Consider the following 17,570-nt stretch of genomic DNA (forward strand, 5'->3'; position numbering starts at 1 on the left):
ATCACATCGCCGAGGCGACCGCACCGTCCCGTACGCCGAACCAGTATGGGTTCGCCGAGGTCAGAGACCCAGCGCCTCCAGGCGCACGACCGCGGCGTTGCGCTCGGCGGCCTCGGGCGGGGCCAGGCGCAGCACGGTCATGAGGACTTCGACGTCGTCGCGGAAGTCCGGCAGGTTCGCAAACCGCCACAGCTGTTGCCAGGTTCCGTCCTGCAGCAGGGTCGCGCGCATGAGCGCATCGACCTCCGCTCCGATCTCGCGCACTCCCGGCGCGTCGGAGTCCGGCAGGACGGATCCCGTGAACTGCTCGAGGGCCGAATCCGCGTCACCGCTGGCCAGTGCCTGAACGGTCCGCTCGAGATCCGAATCGACGTCACCACACAGCTGGTAGGGGCGGGCTTCGATGCGCAGATCGCCGAGGCTGCCGATCGTTCTGCGCAGACGATTGATCTCCGCCCGGACCGTGACTTCGCTACCGCCGACCGTCCACAGCCGCTCCACCAGTCCGGCACCACTGATGCCGTCGGGAAACCGGTGCAGCAGCAACAGGATTTCGGCATGACGGCGGGTCAGGGGAATCCGCGTTCCGTCGGGGCCTTCCAAGGCGGGGCTGGGACCGAGCACGGTCAGTCTGGTTCCGGCCGCCTCGGCGCCGGTGTTCATCTGCTGCGGGGTGAAGAGTTGGGACAGCTGGGCACCGGCGGCCTTGGCCGTCGATGACAGCAGCGGCAACACGATGGAGGACACGGCGTCGTCTCCCCCGGTGACGTCGATGATCCCGATGACCTGCCCGGTCAGCGGGTGCGTGACGGGAACCGCGCTGCAGCTCCAGGAATGGACGTCGGGGGCGAAATGCTCGGCACGGCTGACCTGCACGGGCTGGCCCGAGCGCAGAGCCAGCGCGGGGGCGGAGGTGCCCATGACCTCTTCTGACCAGTCCGAGCCGGAGACGAAGCCCATGGCTTCGGCGCGGTTGCGTACGCCCCGCTCCCCCTCGACCCACAGCAGCCGGCCCTGTTCGTCGCCGAGCGCGGCAAGGAGTCCGGCGTCTTTGGCGGGTTCGATGAGGTGGGATCGCAGCAGCGGCATGATCGCATGGAAGGGATGGCGTCGGCGCACCTCGGCGAGTCGGTCGGCTTCGTATGCGACCTGAACCTGGACGCTGTCGGGATCGCGCAGCCGGGCCAGAGACCGGTCCCATGATTCCAAGACAGAGGCACGCACCCCGGGTCCTGACGAGGGCAGGTGGAGGCTTGTCTCCGATGGTCCGGCCAGACGCTCATGTGCGCGTCGAACGGCACGCTGATAGGTGTCTTCGAGCAGCAGCGTCGAATTCATGGCGGACGGTCCACCTCCATCGGCGGGTGTCGGAAAAGAGACTGCTCATAATCTAATCGCGAACCCGTCCCTGAACAAGGCCCCACCCTCCCAGAACTACCTGACGGCGGCCCAGATACCTCGCGCGAGGTTGCTGGGCCGCCGTCAGGTAGCAATTGGGGAAAAGAAGAGGGCGGGAGCGAATGTTCGCTCCCGCCCTCTGTCTATGCATCGATCAGACGCGCAGACCCGAGTGGTCGACCGGAACGGCGGGGCCGTTCGAGGTCGTGATCGTGGCCTTGCTGATGTAGCGGCCCTTCGACGAGGACGGCTTCAGACGCAGGATCTCGTCGATCGCAGCATCGAAGTTCGCCTGCAGAGCTTCCTCGGAGAAGGAGACCTTTCCGATGATGAAGTGCAGGTTCGAGTGCTTGTCGACGCGGAATTCGATCTTTCCGCCCTTGATGTCAGTCACGGCCTTTGCGACATCCATGGTCACGGTGCCGGTCTTCGGGTTCGGCATCAGGCCACGGGGACCCAGCACCTTACCGAGACGACCGACCTTGCCCATCATGTCGGGGGTCGCAACAGCGGCATCGAAGTCGGTGAACCCTCCGGCCACCTTCTCCAGCAGGTCATCGGAGCCGACGTAGTCAGCACCTGCTTCACGGGCAGCTTCTGCACGGTCGCCGGCAGCGAACACCAGGACCCGAGCGGTCTTACCGGTACCATGCGGAAGGTTGACGGTGCCGCGCACCATCTGGTCCGCCTTGCGGGGGTCAACACCCAGGCGGAGAGCGACCTCGACGGTGGCGTCGTACTTCGCCACGTTGGTCTCTTTGGCCAGGGCGATTGCCTGAGCCGGTTCGTAGTTCACATCTGCGGCGATCTTCTCAGCCGCGGCCTGATAGGCCTTCGAACGCTTTGCCATCTGCTTTACTCCTTGCAGTCGTGGTGTGGGCTGCGTGGGCCCTGCCACTGAGTGGGGTGAGGTCTCAGACCTCGATGTCGGTGGTGATGCCCATGGAACGCGCGGTTCCGGCAACGATGCGGTCGGCCTGATCCAGGGTGTTGGCGTTCAGGTCGGGCATCTTCGTGGTGGCGATCTCACGCACCTGGTCGGCGCTCAGGTGAGCAACCTTGACGGTGTGAGGAGTGGCCGAACCCGACTTGACTCCAGCGGCCTTCTTGATGAGTTCCGCGGCCGGCGGGGTCTTGAGAACGAAGGTGAACGAACGGTCTTCGAACACGGTGATCTCGACGGGAACGATGTTTCCACGCTGGGATTCTGTGGCGGCGTTGTAGGCCTTGCAGAATTCCATGATGTTGACGCCGTGCTGGGCAAGCGCCGGACCGATCGGAGGAGCCGGGTTAGCGGCACCTGCCTGAATCTGGAGCTTGACGAGGCCGGCTACCTTTTTCTTGGGAGGCATGTACGGTCCTTAATCTTGAGGTTTCGATGTGCCAGACATATACAGCACATCGTTCGACTGCGGCCTTCCGATAAGGGCCGCGATCAAACCACACCAGTATTCCATGCGCCCACGCCTGCGGGCAAATGCCGTGAAGCGCATCACCGGATCGAAATCTCGCCGAGGCGGCCGCCCCCTCCCCGCGCAGACGTGGTCATCCTGATGCCGCCGAACCGGGGAACGCCGAAGGGACCCGGAAACATCCGGGCCCCTTCGGCCATGATCGCACCGAGGCAATCAGTACAGCTATGCGGTCGTCAGAGCTTCGAGACCTGGTCGAAGCCGAGCTCGACGGGAACATCGCGCTCGAAGATCGACAGCAGCACGGTGAGCTTCTGCGACTCCGGACGGATCTCCTGGATCGTTGCGGGGTGACCCTCGAACGAGCCCTCCTTGACGAGCACGGACTCGCCGACCTCGAACTCCACCTCGGTGATCGGGGCGGACTTCGCAGCGGCCTCGGCAGCGGGGCCTTCGGCAGCGGCGGCTTCGGCCTGGCGCTCTTCGAAGATCGGGGCGAGCATCGAGAAGACCTCGTCGATCGACAGCGGGGTGGGGTCGTAGGCGTTGCCGACGAATCCGGTGACACCCGGGGTGTGGCGGACGGCGCCCCACGACTCGTCGGTCAGTTCCATGCGGACGAGCACGTAGCCGGGGATGCGCACACGGCGGACCTGCTTGCGCTGTCCGTTCTTGATCTCGACGACGTCTTCCATCGGAACCTGCGCTTCGAAGATGAACTCTTCGAGGTTGAGGCTGATGGTGCGGTTCTCGAGGTTCTGCTTCACGCGGTTCTCGTAGCCGGCGTAGGAGTGGATGACGTACCAGTCACCCTCCTGCATGCGCAGCTCGGCCTTGAACTCCTCGGCCGGGTCGACTTCATCGGCGGCGTCGCCTTCAGCGGCGTCGTCCTGCTCGCCGTCGGCCGCGTCAGCGGATTCGGCAGCTTCTGCGGAATCGGCGTCAACGGCTTCGTCTGCGGACTCGACGTCAGCAGTCTCGGCGGCGGTCGCCTCGGCGTCGTTGGCCGTCTCTTCGGTTTCGGGCACCACAGCGGCACCCGACTCCTCGGGAGTGACGTCCTGGGTCTCAGGGGTCTCCTGCTCAGGTGAGTTGGTATCCGACACCGATCAATTCCTCGCTTCGCGTTTTGTGATTCCCGTTTGGGAGTGAAGTTTGAGCTTGGGGTGGGTCACGGCTGAGGCCGTATCACCACAGGGGCCACAGTGGAGCTCCGCCGAATACCCATCCGACGAGCTTGCCGAAGACCAGGTCGAGGCCCATGACCAGAAGCATCATGAACAGGATGAAGCCCAGCACGACGAGCGTGTAGTTGAGCAGCTGCTTCCGGGTCGGAGTGACGACCTTCTTGAGCTCTGCCACAACTTCGCGGAAGAACTGCAGGATTCGTCCGAAGAATCCGAGCTTCTTAGGACCGGAGGCACTGTCGCGTGCGCTGCCAGTCTTCTTTGCCGGTGTGTCGCTCACACATCCTCACTCGGTCGGTTTCGTTTGGCTTCACAATTGTTCGTGCCTGTCGAGGACGGCGCCTGGCCGATGAGACTTCGGCAGAGTCAACTGCGCAGGGGTGACAGGACTCGAACCTGCAACCTACGGTTTTGGAGACCGTTGCGCTACCAATTGCGCCACACCCCTCTGATCGGACCTGAGCGATCTTGTCGATCCCTGTGGTGTCCGACCACGAGAAACGAGCATACCGTGCCCGACGGCCGTTCGTCGAACCGAGCCTCGAAGCAGCGTCTCGAACGTGTCGACGCTCACTCAGCGACCGGGTTCGTCGACCGGCGGCTGGCCGACGAGAGGCCTGGGTTCGGGGAACCGCATCCACGGGTCGATCTGCACCTTTTTGTCCGGTGTGACGGTGATGATCTGCACGTCGATGGGGCGCTTCGTCTCGTTGTCGACGCGGATGATGCTCAGTTCCGCGTTCATCTTCAGCGGTCCCGGTGTCAGCGCATTCGCCAGCGCTCCCCCGGTCGTCGAGTTGACATAGCGGGTTCCGGAGCCGAAGTTCTCCGGTCCGACCCGGCGGTGCCAGTGTCCGCTGAGAGCGTAGTCGGTGCAGCCCGAACGGAGACTCGGTCCGCCGACGGCTGGGTCGTGGATGAGCATGATGTCGAAATCGGCTTCGCAGGCTTCGTCCCGCAGTCGCTGCGCGTACTGATCGGCGGTGAGGTCCGTCTCCAGCTGCGGACCGGACCCGAACACTGTGCGACGTGGATCCGCGGCGCCGAAGAACTTCACCCCGGCCATCTCTGCAGTCGAGTCCTCGAGGACCTTCCAACCGCGGGTCTTCGCGTGCTGGGTCGTGCCCATCGAATCGTGGTTGCCCTTGACGATCATGCGCGGCAGCTTCTCCGGCAGTTCGTCGTCGAGGACGTCGAGGCAGTAGTTCTCTGCCGATGTGCCCGTCATGGAGATGTCTCCGCCGTCGATATAGGCATCGGCCCGGCTCATGCCCGCGACCGCACCGACGACGCGGGCCATTCCGATGTTGCAGTGGATATCGGAGCCGAAGACGAACGTCGTCACGCCCTTCTGTCCTTCGCCCTCACCGCCGCTGTCGGCGGGTGCACCGACTCCCGCCGGCGGGACGAGTCCCCGGTCGGTCCAGTTGCCGGTGATCGGACGGTCGTTCCACTGCGCCCGCAGGGTTTCGAGGACATCGTCATAGAAGGCGTCGTTGTCGGCGGCGAAGTCCTGCACCGCACCGAACGCGGTGTCGATGATCCCACCGAGGCGGCCCGTGACCTGGGATCCGGCCAGGGGCGTGCCCTCGAACGCGGGATCGGGTGAGATCGGCTGCGGACGGTTGAGCACGACGGTGCCCAGTCCGGTGAGGACGAGGACGAGCACCAGCCCGATGCCGAGGAGCTCCTTGCCGACGAAGGCGCGGATGATGGTGTCGACCCGGGTGGGTCCGAGGAAGAGGGCCAGTCCGACGAGTCCGCCGGTGATGACGCAGACGGCCAGGGCCCACCGGGTGAGGATCTCTTGGCTGAGTCCGTCGATGACCTCGTCGATCTGCGCCTGCGGGGCCGAGAACAGCGAGGCGTAGGAGGCGATGTCGCCGCCGAGGGCATCGACGGATCCCCCACCGGGGTCCGCCACCGCATCGGGGTCGGCTGCGGGTCGCTCGTCGTCGGCGGACTCACCGGACACGGGGATCTCACCGATGTCGACGTGCACGCCCAGACCGAGGGGGATGACATCCTCGGTGGGGACGAGAACTTTGCCCAAGGGGCCGAAGTCGACGGTGAGCCGGGAGTCCGCGGTGATACGGTACTGCGCCTCATGCGGGCCGAAGGTGAGATCGGCCCGCGAGGTGAACAGCGCCCAGGGCAGGGTCACAAGCGCAACCGCCGCCAGGGTGATGACGAGTGCAGTGATTCTCCGACGTGATGACACGGCCACCAGTCTAAGGATGTTGCCCGTCGTCGATGGAGCAGCCGATGAAGGTCGGTTCGGGTTCGAGGGTGATGCCGAAGGCGTCCTCGACGCCGGCGACGACGGTCGAGGCGAGATCGATCACATCGGCTGCGCTCGCGTGTCCCCGGTTCGTCAGCGCCAGGGTGTGTTTGGTCGACAGGGAGGCTCGTCCCTCTCCGATGCTGAAGCCCTTGGAGAATCCGGCGTGCTCGATCAGCCAGGCCGCCGAGGTCTTCGTCTTCCCCTCGATCTTCGCTCCGCTCAGCGGATCCGTCACCGGGTAGCGAGGAGCCTCGGCGGGCAGGATCTCAGCGTCGTCGACGATGGGGTTGGTGAAGAACGACCCTGCCGACCAGGAGTCGTGGTCGGCCGCGTCGAGGACCATGCCCTTCGACCGGCGCAGCGCGATGACGTTCTCACGCACGCGCGCCGCCGGGACGCGGGTGCCGATCTCGACGTCGAGGGTCGAGGCGAGCTGGGCGTAGCGCACCGGCAGCGATTCGTCGCTGCGCTGGAGGTCGAAAGTCACAGAGAGCACGACGAACTGTGGGGTTCCGGCCGCGATCTGGGCGCGCTTGAGCGCAGAGGTGCGGTAGCCGAATTCGAGTTCGACGGCGGTGAGGTGGCGGATCTGACCGGCCACACGATCGAAGACCTCGACCGACGAGATGAGTTCGCCGACCTCCGTGCCGTAGGCGCCGACGTTCTGGATCGGGGTCGCACCAACCGATCCGGGGATCCCGGACAGCGCTTCGAGCCCCGAGAGACCGAGGTCGAGCGTGTGGGCGACGAATGCGTCCCAGTCCTCCCCCGCCTCGGCTGTGACCCGGGTGTCGGTCGTCGTGGTCTCGGTGGTCTCGACTCCGGAGGTTCGGACCACGCAGACCGCGCCGTCGAACCCGGCATCGGCGATGAGCAGATTCGATCCGCCGCCGATGAACAGCACTTCGGACCGCTCCTCACCGCTGAGTCCGAGCGGATGGGCGGTACAGAAGTCGAGCAGTTCGTCGCGAGTGTTCGCGACGGTGACCTGCGGGGCCGGTCCGCCGAGACGGAAGGTGGTGAACGCGGACAGTTCTTGCGGGTGGACTGCGGTCACGCGGAGACCCGAACCTGGGTGCGGCTGAGGACATCGGCCTCACCGGACTTCACAGTGATGTCGATGCGGGCCGTGCCGACGGCAGGGTCGACGGCGCCGACCGTGGCGGTGAGCTTGAGCGAGGTCGTCGGAGTCGCCGGCGATCCGGTTTCGGGATCGGGGACGACGACGGGTGCGGAGAAGCGGGTCCGGTAGTCGACGATCGCTCCTGGGTCGCCGAGCCATTCGGCCACCGGCGCGATGACCGCCGCCATCGAGAGCATTCCGTGGGCGATGACATCGTCGAGACCGACTTCGCGGGCAAAGCGCTCGTTCCAGTGGATCGGATTGTGATCGCCCGAGGCTGCGGCGTAGTCGACCAGGGACGCACGCGACAGCGGGATCTCGGATTCCACGACGGTGTCTCCGATGGTCAGTGTGGAGAAGTCGATGGCGCTCATTCTCCGTCTCCTCTCACGACGATGGTCGAGGTCACGGTGACGACGGGCTGCTGCGCGACGTCGGTGATCTCGGTGCGGGTGGTGATCATGGCGTTGCTGCCGGCGGCTCGGACTCCATCGACATGGGTCACGGCGGACAGGACGTCACCGGCGACGATGGGGCGGGTGAACGAGAACTGCTCGGAGCCGTGGACGACCTTCGAGAAGTCGATGCCCGAATCAGGGTCGGAGATATAGGCGGCTTCCGATTTCTGCGCGATGATCACGGCGAAGGTGGTCGGAGCGACGACGTCCCGGTAGCCCAGTGCGGTGGCCGCCTCGGTGTCGAAATGGTAATCGGCCCTCGCTCCCGTGGCGAGCGCGAATTCCGCGATCGCCTCCCTGGAGACCTCATAGGGCTGAGGCAGGGTGAACGTGGCCCCCTGCTTCTCCGTATTCACCGGCATATGCGCTCTCTCTTCCACTGGGGTCAGTATCGACACCAGCCTAAAGCACGGCCTGTAGGCAACGCTCACCGGCGAAGAATTGATCACGCGTTCGCATCCGGTTCACACAATTGATGCACCATCGGGCCCATGGCTTCGAAACTGGTATATGTTGTCCACATCACATTCGGTAAGGAGTAGTGCGATGACGAACGAATCCCCCAACGCCGGCCCGCAGAGTCCCGAGGCACAGACGGCGAATCCCGGCGCACGAGTCAAAGATGCTGTCGCGGTCCCCTCACCGCATTCCCCCGGTCCCGGTGCCCCCGCAGCCCCGTCAGCCGCTGCCGCCGGTTCCGGTCCGGCACCGGCGGCTGCCAATGACGCCCCGGAACAGGTCGAGGTGGCTGTGGCCACCGATGCCGCCTATGCCGGCAAGGAAGCCGACCGAGTCCAGCTGCGCCGACCGCTGCGCAACGTCTCCGAGGTCCGACACTTCTTCCGCACGAATCAGACCCCGATCTATTTCGTCGGCGCCACCCCGTTCAACCTGCTGGGTCTCGACCGGTGGGTGCGCAACTTCTCGTACATCACCTATTACGACGGCTGGGACGGCGGTCATCCGCGCGTCTTCTCCCCGCGGTACAAGCCCTATGTCGAGTTCGAGTCCGGTGAGGCGATCAACAATTGGCTGCTCCTCAACGCGGAGGTGCGAGCGCATATGACGCGCAATGTCCCCCACGGTGAGCGCGTCAAGGTGGCGATGGTCTTCTTCGACGAGGAGACGGAGCGGATCTGCCGGGAACTCGGCTACGACCTCATCCTGCCGTCGGCGGCGCTGCGCAATCAGCTCGATTCGAAGATCGAGACGACGAAGCTCGGCAATGAGGCCGGCGCGTTCTCCGTCCCGAATGTGCTGACCACCGCTGATACCTATGAAGAGCTCAATGATCGCGCCGCCGAGGCGGGGCTGGGCTCGGATCTCGTCGTGCAGACTCCCTATGGTGATTCGGGGAAGACGACGTTCTTCATCTCCGATGCCGCCGGTTGGGAGACGCACAAGGACGACATCATCGGCGAGCAGCTGAAGGTGATGAAGCGGATCAACAACACCCCCGTCGCCGTCGAGGCGGTCATCACCTCCAGCGGCGTCCTCGTCGGCCCGTATCTGACCGAGCTGGCCGGCTTCGCCGAGCTCACCCCGTACAAGGGCGGTTGGTGCGGCAACGAGATGAAGCCCGATGTGCTCAATGCCGAGCAGCGGGCACAGACCCGAGAGCTCGTGCGCAAGATGGGCGAAGGTCTGCGCAAGCGCGGTTATCGGGGGTTCTTCGAGGTCGACGTCCTCGTCGATCTCGACACCGACGACTGCTACCTCGGCGAGCTCAATCCGCGCATCTCCGGGGCCTCGGCGATCACGAACGTCACGGCCGGCGCCTACGCCGATGTGCCGCTGTTCCTGTTCCACCTTCTCGAATACCTCGACGTCGAATTCGACCTCGACGTCCAGGAGATCAACGAACGATGGGAGGAGCTCTCCGGAGCTGACGAGTGGAGCCAGATGATCATCAAGGAGACGGCTCCGATCACCGAGTACATCACGCATTCGCCGCTGACCGGCCAGTATTATCTCGATCAGTACGGAACACTGACGTACAAACGTGCGGCCCTGGACTGGCACCCGCTGCAGAACGGCAGCGAAGTCTTCTTCCTGCGCATCTTCGGTGCCGGGGACTATCGGTGGAAGGGTGCGGACCTCGGAGTGCTGGTGACGAAGAATCCGCTGCAGACGAACGTCGGCGGTTCCGATGCGCTGAGCATCCGCGCCAAGCACTTCATCGATTCGATTCGGGCCATGTATGCCGGGGTTCCGGTCGTCCCGGACGATCCGGCACCGGCCTTGGGCGGACCCGGGGCCAAGGGCGACTGAGCCCGCTTTTCCACGTAGGGCAGAGCCGCCTCGGTGATAGTCTCAACACGACCCGAGGCGGCGCCCGCCCGCCGTCCGCGGACCCGTTCCGCGGACAGACCGATGCGAGAATCAGAGGTGAAGAGTGATCGAACCGTCACCGGAGCAGACCGCGGCCACTCCCCCGGCAGACCAGGCAGTGACCCCATCGGCGCCTGTCGATCCGGCGGCCGGAATCGACCGGGACAATTGGCAGGACCCGGACAATGTGCGTTGGTCGTTCCAGAACGTCGCACGGGTCCTTCCCACGACGCCGATCTCCCGGGGCACCGGTCCGGTGGCCGAGCTGCCCGCCGATCTGCAGGACCTCGGCGAGGTCGAGGTTCCCGCGACGGAGTATTCGGAAGCGCGCAGCGTTCGCAGCGTCATCGAGTCCACCGACACCGATGCGTGGATGTTCATGCACAACGGGACCGTGCTCACCGAGGAGTACTTCGGGGAGATGAGCGCGTCGACCGAGCATCTGCTCATGTCGGTGTCCAAGTCGCTCGTCGGCACCGTCGCCGGTGTCCTCGTCGGTTCCGGTGACCTCGACCCGAACCGCCTGATCACCGACTATGTGCCCGAGCTCGCCGAGTCCGGCTACGCCGGGGCGACCGTGCGCCATATCCTCGATATGCGTTCGGGCATCCGCTTCTCCGAGGACTACCTCGACCCGAAGTCCGAGGTCAGGCAGATCGAGGAGTCGATCGGCTGGTCCGAGGCGAAGCGGGAGAACCCGGGCATCGGCATGTATGAGTTCCTCACCACGCTCGAGGCGAAGTCCGAGCACGGCGGGGTCTTCGAATACCGGTCGTGCGAGACCGATGTGCTCGGGTGGGTGTGCGAGAAGATCGCCGGTGAGCGCATGCAGTCGCTCATGTCGCGGGTGCTGTGGTCGCGGATCGGTGCCGAACAGGATGCGATCATCGCCACCGATCAGTACGGGGTCGGGATGTTCGACGGCGGCATCAACACGACGCTGCGCGATCTCGCCCGGTTCGGCTTTGTCTACACCAACCGAGGTCTGTCGCTGACCGGGCAGCAGGTGGCTCCGACGACATGGATCGGCGATACGCTCACCACCACCGAGGATGTGCGTCAGGCATTCGCCGATGGTCCCGGAGACAACCGGATGCCGGGCGGGGCATATCACAACCAGTTCTGGTTCCCGTTCCCGGATTCGCATGCCTTCCTCGCTCTCGGCATCCACGGGCAGATGATCTATATGAACCCGGGTGCCAACGTCCTCGGTGTGAAGCTCTCGAGCTGGGGGCTGCCGCAGGATGCGGGGAAGCTGTTCCCGACGATCCGCGCGTTCGAGGCCCTCGCGAAGGCCGTCAACTCCCCCGCCGCGGAGTAGGCGGAGCCTGTTACCTCGGAGTCTCACGTGCCTTCGCCTGCAACGTGCCCCGGCCCGGATGTGTCCGAATCGCCACAGGTGTCGCCGGATCTGCACACCGAGCCGGGGTTTCCGGCAGTCGGCCATGGCAGAATCAAGGTGTATCGACAACGCTTGTGATCGCCTGAGCGCGAAGGAGAAACACGATGACCCCGATTCGCCGGTCCACTTGGATGCCCCGCCTGCTGACGGCCGCCGCTGGAACCGTACTCGCCCTGTCCCTGACGGCCTGCGGAGGCTCCGGAGGGGACGAACCCGCCGAGGGTCAGAAGTCCGAAGCGGCGCAGACCGAGAAGGGCGGCTTCGGCGGAGGTGCCGTCGAGTCGGAAGAGCCTGAATCCGCCGAGGCGGAGCCGACCGATACGAAATCGACCGACCCGTTCGCCGATGCTGCGAAGACGACGAACTGGGCCAGCGATGACGGCATGAAGATCGACAAGAAGGGCAACGGAGTCGTGCCGGCCTCATCGATCGAAGCCGACCTCATCGACCTCTTCGAGAACAAGCTCGATTTGAAGGTCAAGGAAGCCAAATGCGATTCCGATATGGAGCTCAATGAATGGTACGGCTTCAAATCGTGCCAGGTCTCCGTCAAAGACAAGGACGCCTACAAAGGCAGGAAGAAGTACTTCGGCACGGTGAAGATCGTCGACCACAAGGACAAGATGGTCAAGTACGAACTTATGTTCCCCGGCATCGACAAGGAAGACTTCGACTTCAAGGACTGATCACCGAGGCAGCTCTGCTCAGTTCGTCGAGACGTTCTCTGATCTGTCCCACCAGTCGAGGACCCGCTGGGCCTGCAGGGTCACCCATTTCGACAGTTCGCCGGCGGGAACATCGGCGTGGAACCAGACGTCCCCGTCGAGGCGGTGCTCCTGGTTCCAACGCCCGTCGTCGCCCCTGCGCGACCGGATCAACTCGACGGCCGCGGTCATTCGGGAATCGGCGGCAGTGCCGTCGATGCTCGACGCTTCGCGGAAGTAGTCGAGTGCAGGCAGGATCCCGTAGAACCACCGACGAGGGTGGAAGAGCGCGAGGGCGCGGCGTTCAAAGGGCTCCCCGGTGCTGAGCTTGCGGAACAGGTCCCGCAACAGCAGGTATTCCTCTCCCCTGGCGCGGGCTTCCGCAACTCGTCCGCTGTCGCCTGTGGTCCTCTGGTAGTCGAGGAGTCCCACCAGCGCGTTGAGAGTGGAGTGGTAGGACGCGACCGTCGAACCTTCGACCCATTCGCAGTTCCACCCGCCGTCGGGCAGCTGGTGGTCGATGAACCAATCGACGAGGTCGTCGACATCGGCACCCAGCCACAGGCCGTTCGACAGGGTCCACGAGTTGATGCAGACATCGACTTCGCCACCCCAGTAGGGCAAATCCTCGTATTCCCAGCGGGCCGATTCGAGCTTCTCTGCCGTGCCTTCCAACGCCGAGGCGGCCAGCCCCCATTCGCGCAGTTCCTTGAGCACCCATGTCGTGGCCGTCCACGGCTGGGCTCGGTCATCGTCGAAGGTGAAGTCGGAGGGGAAGTAGGCCCCGCCTGCCCATTGCCCGTCCGGGTCCTGGTGGGACAGCAGCTCTGCACCGAAGCCTTCGTGCTCCACTCGAGCGCGGGTTCCCTGCCAGATCGTGTCCTCTGCGCTGAGGAGATCACGTTCGACCTGCCATCGCAGGGACGGGTCGGAGTCGAGGAGCCAGTCGGACAGTTCTGTGTTGATCATCGTCGATCTCCCACGTCGGTCGAACAGTCTCTTCGAGAGTAGTTGCCGAACCGGACGATGACCATACCTGAGGTGCACGGGAACAAGAAAAGACCCCCACTCCGGGATCCGTCCCAGGTGAGGGTCTTGTTTGGTAGCGGGAGGGGGACTCGATCCCCCGACCTCACGATTATGAGTCGTGCGCTCTAACCAGCTGAGCTACCCCGCCCCAGCGCCGCATTCTAGGCGGCACGAGAGCCCCGAAAGGGAATCGAACCCTTGACCTTCTCCTTACCATGGAGATGCTCTGCCGACTGAGCTATCGGGGCAACAGGTAAGAATTTACACGGGTTCGCGCGCTCTGGGCAAATCGGGTACCAGTGACGTCACTCACACGACACTGGTTCTTCGGTGAAACCTGCCACCGCACCCCGACCCGCACCGCTGTCACCAGCGAAAACGCCTATTTCACCGGGTCGAATCGGCCCGCAAGAAATCCCTGCAGGCGACCGGGGTGGTTCGTGATGATTCCGTCGACCTCGGCACCGAGGAGTTCCCGCCATTCGTTCATCTCATCGGCAGTCCAGACGAAGACACCGAGGTCGTTGTCCATGATCTCGGTGACGACCGATTTGCGCATGGAGAAACCCTTGTACGAAGGATTGATCGCCACCGCCCCGAGATCCCGGGCGACCTCGATGTCCTCGGGCTTGGGGACCATGCGCAGAAGGAAGCGAGCCACCATCGGCAGCATGTCTCGGCAGGTCTCAAGCGTCTCGAAATTGAACGACTGGACGACCATCCGATCGGCGATCCCGGTCTCCACCACCAGCTCGGAGATTCTCGACACCGCACCCGACGACCACTCCCCCTTGAGCTCGAGAAGGAGTTCGCCGCCTCGGTGCTGGATGTCCCTCATCACGGCCGACAGTGTCGGGATGCGGACTCCGTTGAATCCCGGACCCATCCAAGAGCCGGCATCGACGAACGACAGCTCTTCGGCGGTGAGATTGACGACCGGCCCCTTCCGGTTCGTGGTTCTGTCGAGATCCGGGTCGTGGAGGATGACGGGAACACCGTCGGCGCTGGTCGAGGTATCGACCTCGATGAAGTCGACGCCGAGGGCGCGTGCGGCATCGACCGCGGCAAGGCTGTTCTCGGGAACAACCGCGGAATAGCCGCGATGGGCGATCACCAGTGGGCGGCTTCCGACTCTGGGGCGTTCGACGATGCCCCGCTCGTGGAGGAACTGCTGAAAACTCATGGCTTCAGCCTATGCCCCACCGAGCGCGATGTCCCACACAGATAGTCGACCAGCTAAGCCAGATTCGTCATGCAACCGATCTGGAACCCGATTCCGCAGAATTCGGCGAACACCGCTCATACGCTGATTCATGTGACCACTTCGATCCCCCGCCACCGCGATCTCACCCTCGACCTCGCCCGAGTCGTCTGCGTGCTCGTCGTCGTGTTCGTCCACCTCCTGCTCGTCGGGGTCGGCCGCAATCCCGACGGCTCCCCCTTCATCGTCAACCCGGTCTCCGGCGAACGCTGGTTCGCCCCGGCCACCTGGATCGCCGAGATCATGCCGATGTTCTTCGTCGTCGGCGGTTTCGCGGCCAAGGTCGGCTGGGAATCGGCCCAGCGCCGCGGCGAATCCGCCTCGACGTTCGTCCGCACCCGCTTGCGTCGTCTCGCACTTCCGGCGCTGCCGCTCTTCATCGTCCTCACTGCCGCTCTCACCACCGTCCGGTTACTCGGCATCGACCCCGATCTGGCCGACGCCATCGCCGTCCCCGTCGGCTCCGTCCTGTGGTTCCTCGCTGCATACGCCCTCGCCCAGGCCCTGGCGCCGTGGATGATCCGCTGGCATGAACGCAATCCGTGGCTGGCCCTCGTCGTCCTCTTCGCGGGAGCGTTCTTCGTCGACGTCGTCCGCTTGGTCGTCGGCATCCAGGGCCTCGGGCTCGGTCGGATCCCCGCCGACGGCTACGGCATCGGTGACGAACTCTTCGGTCTGCCCAACGTCGCCTTCGTCTGGCTCTTCGCTCAGCAGATCGGCTTCTGTCTGCGCGACGGCTGGTTCTCCCGCGTCCGCTGGTGGAATCTCGTCATGATCGTCGCCGGATTCGCCTGCCTGGGACTGCTCGTCATCCTCGGCGAATATTCGGCGAGCATGCTCACGAATCAGTGGCCGCCGACCCTGCCGCTGGCCGTCCTCGCCGTCATCCAGGCAGCCCTGCTGACGCTGCTCCACCGGCCGCTGACGGCGATCATGGAGACTCGACCCGCCCAAGCCAACGTGTTCTTCCTCGGCAGCCGACTCATGTCCGTCTACCTGTGGCATGTGCCGGCGATCGTCCTGCTCACCGGAGTCCAGCTGCTGTGGTTGCCGATGCCCGATCCTGGCACCGGAGCCTGGTGGCTGAGCCGTCCGATCTTCGTCGTCGCCGTCCTGCTCGTCGTGTGGGCGATCTCGACGGTCACGAAACGTTGGGAGAGCCCACAGCCGATCCTCTCACCGAGGTGGCCCTCCGATGCCGTCACCGTCATCGCCGTCGCCCTGTTCGTCTTCCAATCCCTGGCGATCTCCAGTTACGGACTCGACCTTCCGTTGGCCGTGCTCGGCCTCGTGTGCACCGCGATCGCGGTCGTCTTCGCCGGAGGGAGTTCGAACGTGCGCGCACCCGACGTTCCCTCATCAACGGCGGAAGCGATGCCACCATCGCCGAGGTGAACCCACCGATTCCGTGTCGGTGAACTCCTCCTCTGGGGCCGCCTCGGTGCCGGTGTCGTTCTTCTTCGCGCTCCGCCGCTGCCGCCATGCGGCGACTTCCTTCTCGACGTCGCGGGGCGGGGTGAACACGGGTGGGCCGTCGCGCAGATCCATCACCGCCTCCCGCACCCGGGCGTTGAAACCGGCGAGGTAGTCGCGGACGTCGGATTCGGTGGAGAAGGCGTCGACGGTGTCTTCGAGGACGGCGTTCTCCTTGCGCAACTGGAACGCTGCCGGAGCGACGCCGCTGATGCCTTCGGAATCCATCTTCTGCTTGATCCACCAATCGGGATCAGAGGAGCTGTGCAGCCCGGACAGCGGTTTGCCGAGACCCGGCAGATCGTCAAAATCACCGCGTTTGATGGCCTTGTCGAGGGCGGATTCGACGACGGCATTGCGATCCTCGAGCGAATTCAAACGCCGAGGCGACTGCGCATCGTCAGTATCATCGCTCATCGGCTCGCCCCTCCTCGGCGGAGTTCATCTACGTTCTCAAACGGTAGGCGCCGACAATGACGCGGGGCAAGGGATCTGGGGTGGAAAAGAGAGAAGCTCCGTGACCTTTCGGTCACGGAGCTTCTCCGTTCTGCGTGGCAGATGAAGGATTCGAACCTTCGAAGGCAATGCCGGCTGATTTACAGTCAGCTCCCTTTGGCCGCTCGGGCAATCTGCCGCAGGTGGCGCTCGATGAGCACCTGAAAAGAATACAAGGCGCGGACCCGAATCACCAACTCGGTAGACACAGATCACAATTCGGGGCCTCGACTAGACTCGGAGGCAACAGCCACGCCCGTTTTCGACGGGCACCACCGATCGCAGACAAAGGAGCATTCATGGCCAGCGAATCCTCATTCGACATCGTCAGCAAGGTCGACCGTCAGGAAGCCGACAACGCACTCAACCAGGCTGCGAAGGAGATCAACTCCCGCTACGACTTCCGCGGCACCGATGCGTCGATCGCTTGGAGCGGCGAAGCCGTGCAGATGAAAGCCAACAGCGAGGACCGGGTCAAGGCCATCCTCGACGTCTTCCAGTCGAAGCTGGTCAAGCGCGGAATCTCGCTGAAGTCGCTCGAGGACGGCGAACCCTACCCCTCCGGCAAGGAGTACCGCATCGACGCATCCCTCAAGGAGGGCATCGACAAGGACAATGCGAAGAAGATCTCGAAGATCATCCGCGACGAAGGCCCCAAGGGCGTCAAGGCTCAGATCCAGGGCGACGAGCTGCGTGTGAGCTCGAAGAAGCGTGACGACCTTCAGGAGGTCATCGCCCTGCTCAAGGGACAGGACCTCGAGGTGGACCTGCAGTTCACGAATTACCGCTGATCGCCATCACCCCACGCCGGCCCGGTGCGCACTCAGCAGTGCGCACCGGGCCGGCGTCTTTATTGCCCGAGACGTTGCGGCCTCGGAGAACTCAGCCGTCGGCTCACCTGACGAATATGTCGGAACACGTCCCCTTCTGACGTCCGGGGACGCTCCTTGACCCGCTTATGACGGGGTGTGACACAGATCATCGGCCGCCGAGGCTCTGGCCGGCTGTCACCA

17 protein-coding genes and 4 tRNA genes are annotated in these 17,570 nt (G+C 64.4%); 5 read left to right on the forward strand and 16 right to left on the reverse strand.

The features are described 5' to 3' along the window. Positions 1-60: 60 nt before the first annotated feature. From BEP01S_RS14210 to BEP01S_RS14255, 10 genes are all read right to left on the reverse strand, one after another. The gene (locus BEP01S_RS14210; protein ID WP_062244498.1) at positions 61-1,338 is read right to left on the reverse strand and encodes a helix-turn-helix domain-containing protein; all 1,278 of its coding nucleotides are present in this window, start codon (positions 1,336-1,338) and stop codon (positions 61-63) included. A 214-nt stretch (positions 1,339-1,552) separates the two neighbouring features. After that, positions 1,553-2,248 (reverse strand): 50S ribosomal protein L1, encoded by a 696-nt coding sequence (gene rplA / locus BEP01S_RS14215; protein WP_062244501.1) that lies wholly within the window; start codon positions 2,246-2,248, stop codon positions 1,553-1,555. Positions 2,249-2,312: 64 nt separating this feature from the next. Further along, a complete protein-coding gene (rplK, locus tag BEP01S_RS14220; RefSeq protein ID WP_039206420.1) occupies positions 2,313-2,750 on the reverse strand; it encodes a 50S ribosomal protein L11 in 438 nt (145 codons plus the stop codon). Positions 2,751-3,046: 296 nt separating this feature from the next. Further along, positions 3,047-3,916: a transcription termination/antitermination protein NusG gene (gene nusG, locus BEP01S_RS14225; protein ID WP_062244504.1), complete on the reverse strand. Its 870-nt coding sequence runs from the start codon at positions 3,914-3,916 to the stop codon at positions 3,047-3,049. An 82-nt stretch (positions 3,917-3,998) separates the two neighbouring features. After that, a complete protein-coding gene (secE, locus tag BEP01S_RS14230; RefSeq protein WP_039206418.1) occupies positions 3,999-4,277 on the reverse strand; it encodes a preprotein translocase subunit SecE in 279 nt (92 codons plus the stop codon). A gap of 95 nt (positions 4,278-4,372) precedes the next feature. After that, positions 4,373-4,445 (reverse strand) — tRNA-Trp (locus BEP01S_RS14235). A gap of 126 nt (positions 4,446-4,571) precedes the next feature. Further along, positions 4,572-6,218 carry a metallophosphoesterase family protein gene (locus BEP01S_RS14240; protein ID WP_062244621.1) on the reverse strand — a complete coding sequence of 549 codons (1,647 nt, stop codon included), beginning with the start codon at positions 6,216-6,218 and terminating at the stop codon, positions 4,572-4,574. A 10-nt stretch (positions 6,219-6,228) separates the two neighbouring features. Next, positions 6,229-7,338, reverse strand: a complete 1,110-nt coding sequence (locus BEP01S_RS14245; protein ID WP_062244506.1) for a UDP-N-acetylmuramate dehydrogenase — start codon at positions 7,336-7,338, stop codon at positions 6,229-6,231. After that, the gene (locus BEP01S_RS14250; RefSeq protein WP_062244509.1) at positions 7,335-7,778 is read right to left on the reverse strand and encodes a MaoC/PaaZ C-terminal domain-containing protein; all 444 of its coding nucleotides are present in this window, start codon (positions 7,776-7,778) and stop codon (positions 7,335-7,337) included. Before BEP01S_RS14250 ends, BEP01S_RS14245 begins: the two co-directional genes overlap by 4 nt. Next, positions 7,775-8,224: an FAS1-like dehydratase domain-containing protein gene (locus tag BEP01S_RS14255; RefSeq protein WP_062244512.1), complete on the reverse strand. Its 450-nt coding sequence runs from the start codon at positions 8,222-8,224 to the stop codon at positions 7,775-7,777. The genes BEP01S_RS14250 and BEP01S_RS14255 overlap by 4 nt, the downstream gene beginning before the upstream one ends. A gap of 184 nt (positions 8,225-8,408) precedes the next feature. Between BEP01S_RS14255 and BEP01S_RS14260 the strand changes: the two genes are divergently transcribed. The 3 genes from BEP01S_RS14260 to BEP01S_RS14270 all read left to right on the forward strand — a co-directional run bounded on the left by BEP01S_RS14260 (position 8,409) and on the right by BEP01S_RS14270 (position 12,281). Continuing rightward, positions 8,409-10,133: a biotin carboxylase gene (locus BEP01S_RS14260; RefSeq protein WP_082018741.1), complete on the forward strand. Its 1,725-nt coding sequence runs from the start codon at positions 8,409-8,411 to the stop codon at positions 10,131-10,133. A 124-nt stretch (positions 10,134-10,257) separates the two neighbouring features. After that, complete coding sequence (locus BEP01S_RS14265; protein WP_235354883.1) at positions 10,258-11,514, forward strand: serine hydrolase domain-containing protein; 1,257 nt, start codon at positions 10,258-10,260, stop codon at positions 11,512-11,514. 185 nt (positions 11,515-11,699) lie between these two features. Then, entirely contained in the window at positions 11,700-12,281 is a 582-nt protein-coding gene (locus BEP01S_RS14270; protein ID WP_083532748.1) for a hypothetical protein, read from the forward strand. Between the two features lie 18 nt (positions 12,282-12,299). Here the strand turns inward: BEP01S_RS14270 and BEP01S_RS14275 are convergent, their stop codons facing one another. From BEP01S_RS14275 to BEP01S_RS14290, 4 genes are all read right to left on the reverse strand, one after another. Beyond that, on the reverse strand, positions 12,300-13,268 hold the full coding sequence (locus BEP01S_RS14275; RefSeq protein WP_062244518.1) for a hypothetical protein: 969 nt from the start codon (positions 13,266-13,268) through the stop codon (positions 12,300-12,302). Between the two features lie 131 nt (positions 13,269-13,399). Beyond that, positions 13,400-13,476: transfer RNA gene (locus BEP01S_RS14280), tRNA-Met, on the reverse strand. 27 nt (positions 13,477-13,503) lie between these two features. Beyond that, a tRNA-Thr gene (locus BEP01S_RS14285) sits at positions 13,504-13,576 on the reverse strand. Between the two features lie 134 nt (positions 13,577-13,710). Beyond that, the gene (locus tag BEP01S_RS14290; RefSeq protein WP_062244521.1) at positions 13,711-14,511 is read right to left on the reverse strand and encodes a glycerophosphodiester phosphodiesterase; all 801 of its coding nucleotides are present in this window, start codon (positions 14,509-14,511) and stop codon (positions 13,711-13,713) included. 132 nt (positions 14,512-14,643) lie between these two features. Here BEP01S_RS14290 and BEP01S_RS14295 point away from each other — a divergent pair, with 132 nt between their 5' ends. Beyond that, positions 14,644-15,984 (forward strand): acyltransferase family protein, encoded by a 1,341-nt coding sequence (locus BEP01S_RS14295; RefSeq protein ID WP_167348287.1) that lies wholly within the window; start codon positions 14,644-14,646, stop codon positions 15,982-15,984. Here BEP01S_RS14295 and BEP01S_RS14300 read toward each other — a convergent pair. Together BEP01S_RS14300 and BEP01S_RS14305 are read right to left on the reverse strand one after the other, a co-directional pair. Beyond that, entirely contained in the window at positions 15,949-16,479 is a 531-nt protein-coding gene (locus tag BEP01S_RS14300) for a DnaJ family domain-containing protein (protein WP_039208910.1), read from the reverse strand. The genes BEP01S_RS14295 and BEP01S_RS14300 overlap by 36 nt on opposite strands. 135 nt (positions 16,480-16,614) lie before the next feature. Further along, positions 16,615-16,696, reverse strand: a tRNA-Tyr gene (locus tag BEP01S_RS14305). Between the two features lie 160 nt (positions 16,697-16,856). Between BEP01S_RS14305 and BEP01S_RS16945 the strand changes: the two genes are divergently transcribed. Beyond that, entirely contained in the window at positions 16,857-17,348 is a 492-nt protein-coding gene (locus BEP01S_RS16945; protein WP_039208913.1) for a YajQ family cyclic di-GMP-binding protein, read from the forward strand. The last annotated feature ends 222 nt before the right edge of the window (positions 17,349-17,570 follow it).

This window comes from Brevibacterium epidermidis NBRC 14811 (genome assembly GCF_001570805.1).
Lineage (GTDB): Bacteria > Actinomycetota > Actinomycetes > Actinomycetales > Brevibacteriaceae > Brevibacterium > Brevibacterium epidermidis.

What these genes read in the sequence shown, in the direction of transcription:
- BEP01S_RS14210 (WP_062244498.1), bottom strand. Translation starts at nt 1,338, where the DNA reads ATGAATTCGACGCTGCTGCTCGAAGACACCTATCAGCGTGCCGTTCGA.
- rplA (WP_062244501.1), bottom strand. Translation starts at nt 2,248, where the DNA reads ATGGCAAAGCGTTCGAAGGCCTATCAGGCCGCGGCTGAGAAGATCGCC.
- rplK (WP_039206420.1), bottom strand. Translation starts at nt 2,750, where the DNA reads ATGCCTCCCAAGAAAAAGGTAGCCGGCCTCGTCAAGCTCCAGATTCAG.
- BEP01S_RS14250 (WP_062244509.1), bottom strand. Translation starts at nt 7,778, where the DNA reads ATGAGCGCCATCGACTTCTCCACACTGACCATCGGAGACACCGTCGTG.
- BEP01S_RS14255 (WP_062244512.1), bottom strand. Translation starts at nt 8,224, where the DNA reads ATGCCGGTGAATACGGAGAAGCAGGGGGCCACGTTCACCCTGCCTCAG.
- BEP01S_RS14260 (WP_082018741.1), top strand. Translation starts at nt 8,409, where the DNA reads ATGACGAACGAATCCCCCAACGCCGGCCCGCAGAGTCCCGAGGCACAG.
- BEP01S_RS14270 (WP_083532748.1), top strand. Translation starts at nt 11,700, where the DNA reads ATGACCCCGATTCGCCGGTCCACTTGGATGCCCCGCCTGCTGACGGCC.
- BEP01S_RS14275 (WP_062244518.1), bottom strand. Translation starts at nt 13,268, where the DNA reads ATGATCAACACAGAACTGTCCGACTGGCTCCTCGACTCCGACCCGTCC.
- BEP01S_RS14290 (WP_062244521.1), bottom strand. Translation starts at nt 14,511, where the DNA reads ATGAGTTTTCAGCAGTTCCTCCACGAGCGGGGCATCGTCGAACGCCCC.
- BEP01S_RS14300 (WP_039208910.1), bottom strand. Translation starts at nt 16,479, where the DNA reads ATGAGCGATGATACTGACGATGCGCAGTCGCCTCGGCGTTTGAATTCG.
- BEP01S_RS16945 (WP_039208913.1), top strand. Translation starts at nt 16,857, where the DNA reads ATGGCCAGCGAATCCTCATTCGACATCGTCAGCAAGGTCGACCGTCAG.